Source organism: Desulforamulus profundi (assembly GCF_002607855.1).
This window is the reverse complement of record NZ_AWQQ01000157.1, coordinates 1-3,827: the sequence shown is the minus strand read 5'-3', so window position 1 is coordinate 3,827 and position 3,827 is coordinate 1. Positions and strand designations below refer to the sequence as shown.

The 3,827-nt window shown below is 37.1% G+C and carries 3 protein-coding genes and 2 pseudogenes; 2 read left to right on the top strand and 3 right to left on the bottom strand.

The window, feature by feature from the left end; all coding sequences use genetic code 11:
- Positions 1 to 150: 150 nt before the first annotated feature.
- From P378_RS22620 to tnpA, 3 genes and pseudogenes are all read right to left on the bottom strand, one after another.
- Entirely contained in the window at positions 151 to 405 is a 255-nt protein-coding gene (locus tag P378_RS22620; RefSeq protein WP_238473387.1) for an RNA polymerase sigma factor, read from the bottom strand.
- 207 nt (positions 406 to 612) lie between these two features.
- Positions 613 to 971 (bottom strand): annotated as a pseudogene (tnpB, locus tag P378_RS18535) (IS66 family insertion sequence element accessory protein TnpB).
- Positions 965 to 1,255: pseudogene (gene tnpA, locus P378_RS24430) on the bottom strand (IS66 family insertion sequence element accessory protein TnpA); the annotation flags it as partial. The pseudogenes tnpB and tnpA, both read right to left, overlap by 7 nt.
- A gap of 279 nt (positions 1,256 to 1,534) precedes the next feature.
- On the opposite strand from tnpA, the gene P378_RS18525 reads away from it, so the two are divergent.
- Both P378_RS18525 and P378_RS18520 read left to right on the top strand, forming a co-directional pair.
- Positions 1,535 to 2,014, top strand: a complete 480-nt coding sequence (locus P378_RS18525) for a LytR/AlgR family response regulator transcription factor (RefSeq protein WP_099084240.1) — start codon at positions 1,535 to 1,537, stop codon at positions 2,012 to 2,014.
- Between the two features lie 551 nt (positions 2,015 to 2,565).
- Positions 2,566 to 3,252 (top strand): hypothetical protein, encoded by a 687-nt coding sequence (locus tag P378_RS18520; RefSeq protein WP_099084239.1) that lies wholly within the window; start codon positions 2,566 to 2,568, stop codon positions 3,250 to 3,252.
- Positions 3,253 to 3,827: the final 575 nt, after the last annotated feature.

Below are 3,827 nucleotides of genomic sequence, written 5' to 3'. Positions count from 1 at the left end.
CTGCCACCCCGCGTGTGGTCAGCTTTGACTACCGACGGGGCGGCTCCGGGGACATTGCTTTAACAGATTGCGCCCCGCCGGTTACTCGATTGTACCACACGCGGGGACCCCGTCCGTCAAGACTTCCCTTCGGCGCCACTTTAATTTAAGTTAACCTCTGGGGCTCACCAAGAACATTTTAGGATAACAAGGGGAGCTGTTATTTATTTCCAAAGTGTCAATACCTTGACAACTTAATTCAGCTTTAAATATTGCCTCTTGGGCAGCTTCTTCTGCGATTGAAGCATCACCACAGTAAAAATAGACTGCTTCATAAGCTGGATTGTAATACAGTCGAAATATGAGCTCGCTGTACTCTTTGTCTGGTTTTTTCTTTCTTGAGAACAGACGTTTAATTATAGACATAGTTACCTCCCAAGAGGTTTCGTTATCTTTACAAAATAATTCTATATATGACTATTTAATTCCTTTGTTGAAATCAATTATTATTATTGATAATGTCGATATTTGTAGATATATTACGATTTATTTTTAAAACCAACCTACCCCCTTGTCTGTCTAGTAGGAAAGGAGGTGGGTTTATGACTTAATAATATGTTGGTGGTATTAGAGTTAGACACATGCCGCTGCGCAGCGACAGCAGTAATGAGCCTGCTTTTGTTCTAAGGTTAGGCCGTCCAGTAACCAGCGCAACTGACGGTAACTGATCTTTACAGTGATGGCATCTTTTTGTGCCGGCCACTGAAATTTCCCGCGCTCCAGGCGCCGGTAATATAGCCAGAACCCGTTGTGATCCCAGCGAAGTATTTTGAGTTTATCTCGTTGCCGGTTGCAAAAAACAAACAGACAGGGTGCAAAGGGATCCAGGCTAAGCCCTCCTTTACCAGGGCTGCCAGACCATCAATGGACTTGCGCAAATCAGTGGCACCGCAGGCCAGGTAAACCCTATCAACCCCGGCATCAGTCAGCATAAGGCCACCAGGATGCGAATTACTTCGGATAGTAGGGCCGGATCAAAGCCGGGTTTTACCTCTACACTGGCCTGGCCTATGCTGATTAGTACAGCATTGTTCTGGTTTCCGGGTGTTTGTTCACTAACTTCCACCGGCAGCCATTGAGGTGTGTTGGTTTTTCTTAAATTTGCTGTTTGGTTTTTGTTTCTCCGCAGCCAGTACCACAGCCGGTCGGGGTTGATGCCGTGGATTGCACACCACTCTTTAACACTGAGGCCGCTGGCCTGATATGCTGCTATGCTATCTTCCCATTCTTTTTATCGGTTAGCTTTGTCAGACATAAAGAAAATCCTCCTCGGTTGTGTCCTTGAGGAAGATTATCCTACAAGCTAAAACATAAAGCTAGGTGGGTAAGGTTTGACGCTTACGTTTCAAAAACTTTACAGGGGGAGTTATTTTTTTCTTTTGATATAAAATGTGTCAGTAGAAAAATGTGTCTATTTATTGCGATAAGTTTTTGAAACCAAACCCATCCATTCTTTGTCTTGATATTGAAATGATTACTTAAAGGAGGTTTTCCTTTGATAACTTATACAAAAGGTGACACCAAAATGAGCCTATTAGGTATGCTAGGCAGAAAAAACAGCCACCGCCCAAAAGCTCTTTTGACCACAAAGACAGCAAGTAATACAGTATTTCGAGGAATCGAGACGACAGATATCTTCGAGAGAAAGCGCATTTTTAAGGAAGACAACAAACTGGTTTACCTTGAACTAAAAGACATCATCTTTGTTACAAGGGAAAATCGCCAAACAGCCATATATCATACAGGAGGCAAAGTTATTATAAAAAGTAGTCTATCGGATGTGGAGCAACAACTGGGGGGTTACCCTTTTTATAGGAGTCATGCTGGTTTCATAGTAAATTTAAACATGGTCAAGGAAATTATACCAACCGGAAGAAACAGTTATGAGGTTGTTTTTGCAGACACGGATAAAAAGGCACTCATGACAAGAGAAAAAGTTAGAGAACTGGAAAAACTAATAAATTCCAGGCGGTAAATCAATGGTGAGGCTTTCAAGAAGCCTCTTTATTTTTGGATAATCCTTGTTTATGCAATTTCAGACACGATTTTGCATGAAATAGACACGTCTTTGCACGATTTAGACCAGAGTAATAGACAATCAAACACAGATATGCTAATTTTTACCTATATTCTTCTAGTGTTTAATCTTTGGTAACTTAGTAGATTTTTTGAAAGGAGGTGAGGACATTGATTCTTTACCAATTATCCCGAAATCCGCCTAATAAAATAATAGTGATTTGGACAGGCAACCGGGTACAGACCTGACAATCACGTGCCCTTTTTATGCCTTCCGGAACCACTATTATAATTATATTTAACCATTTTTCTGTAAATCTTCAAATGCCTAAGACTTAATTTTGATGTTAGACGTTAATAGTAGACTTAAAACTTACAAAATTTTTAAAAAGAAGCAAATTTATCGTCAAGAAGGTGAACAAGTATATACACATAAGACCTTTAGGTATTTACCTATATTTTTTAGTTAACCAATATAAAATTGGAAATTAGTTTAAAGGAGAGGACTTCATGAAGAAAATATTTAGTTTCATTTTAACTATGATCATGATTTTGTCTTTAGCGAATTTTGCTTTTGCGTCATCAACTACTGTTTCAGATCAAAAAATGACTTTTTCGCCAGATACTGTAGTTACAGACGATAACATGTATGATGTTTTTAAGTACATGGGCTTAAATCCAATTAATGTTAAGAAAAGAGATAAACCTGTTTCCGGGGTTGTAACAGTGCGTGATCTTCAAAATGCTCTTAACGAGGCAAAGAAACTACCTAATAGGATAGTTATTCGTGATGATAACGAAAGCGTATCTAATGATTCTACTACTCAAAATATTACTACGTTAGCTACTTCCGGTACTGCAACTGTTTATAAAAAAGCCACCATTACCAATTCATTAGTTATGAAATATATTGCCACCGGTAAATATTATAGTAATGGTACAACAAAGTATTGGACATCTGCATTAGGGTCAGATATACGAATAGATACAGCTCCCACTCCTGCCTGGTGGTATGAAATGAAGGATATCCGCAAAAACTCAATTTCTGTAAAAAATCCCTCTACAACTAGTTCATATTTACAACTTGACTATGATTATACTGTAGGATATTATATTGGTGTAAATGGCTATGGAATTTTGACAAAAGAAATCCCTGTATCTGGTTATACAAGGTTTGACAAAACTTATATTCCGTAAACAATTAAGGATGGGTCATGGATTATACTTTGAAATTTCTATTCCTTATAGTCTTATATCTGCTGATCATGAAAATTATTAGAAGAATTTTAGAACTGTATCATATCAATTTTGTAGAATTTTTACACTTTTTATGGAAAAAATTAAGAAAATAAAACAGATTACAATTAATTAATAATTGAAGTAATGAAGAGCGCTCTTTTCACAGTGTCGCTCTCTTATTTCTTTCTTAGGTAGATAGATTAATTTGTATAAAAATACCTGCAACCCAATTAGCTTTATATTACAGAAATCAACTTGTCATTAATATTATTAATCTTTTCTATGGTTTCAAGATTAACTTTAATCACTAGCGTTGCATAAAACTTTCGCATAAATTAAAAGGTAATAATTGGAAGATATAATTGTATAATTTTGTAATTATTTGGGTGTATACACCAATTAACCCATTTTACTTTATGCTAAAGGAACAACCACTTAAGAGGTAGTCCTTTAATCCACATTTTTACAAATGATGTAATTCCTAGCTATTATCGGGTCGTAAGTTAAATCATCCAGGTGGTCTGCTTCACCTT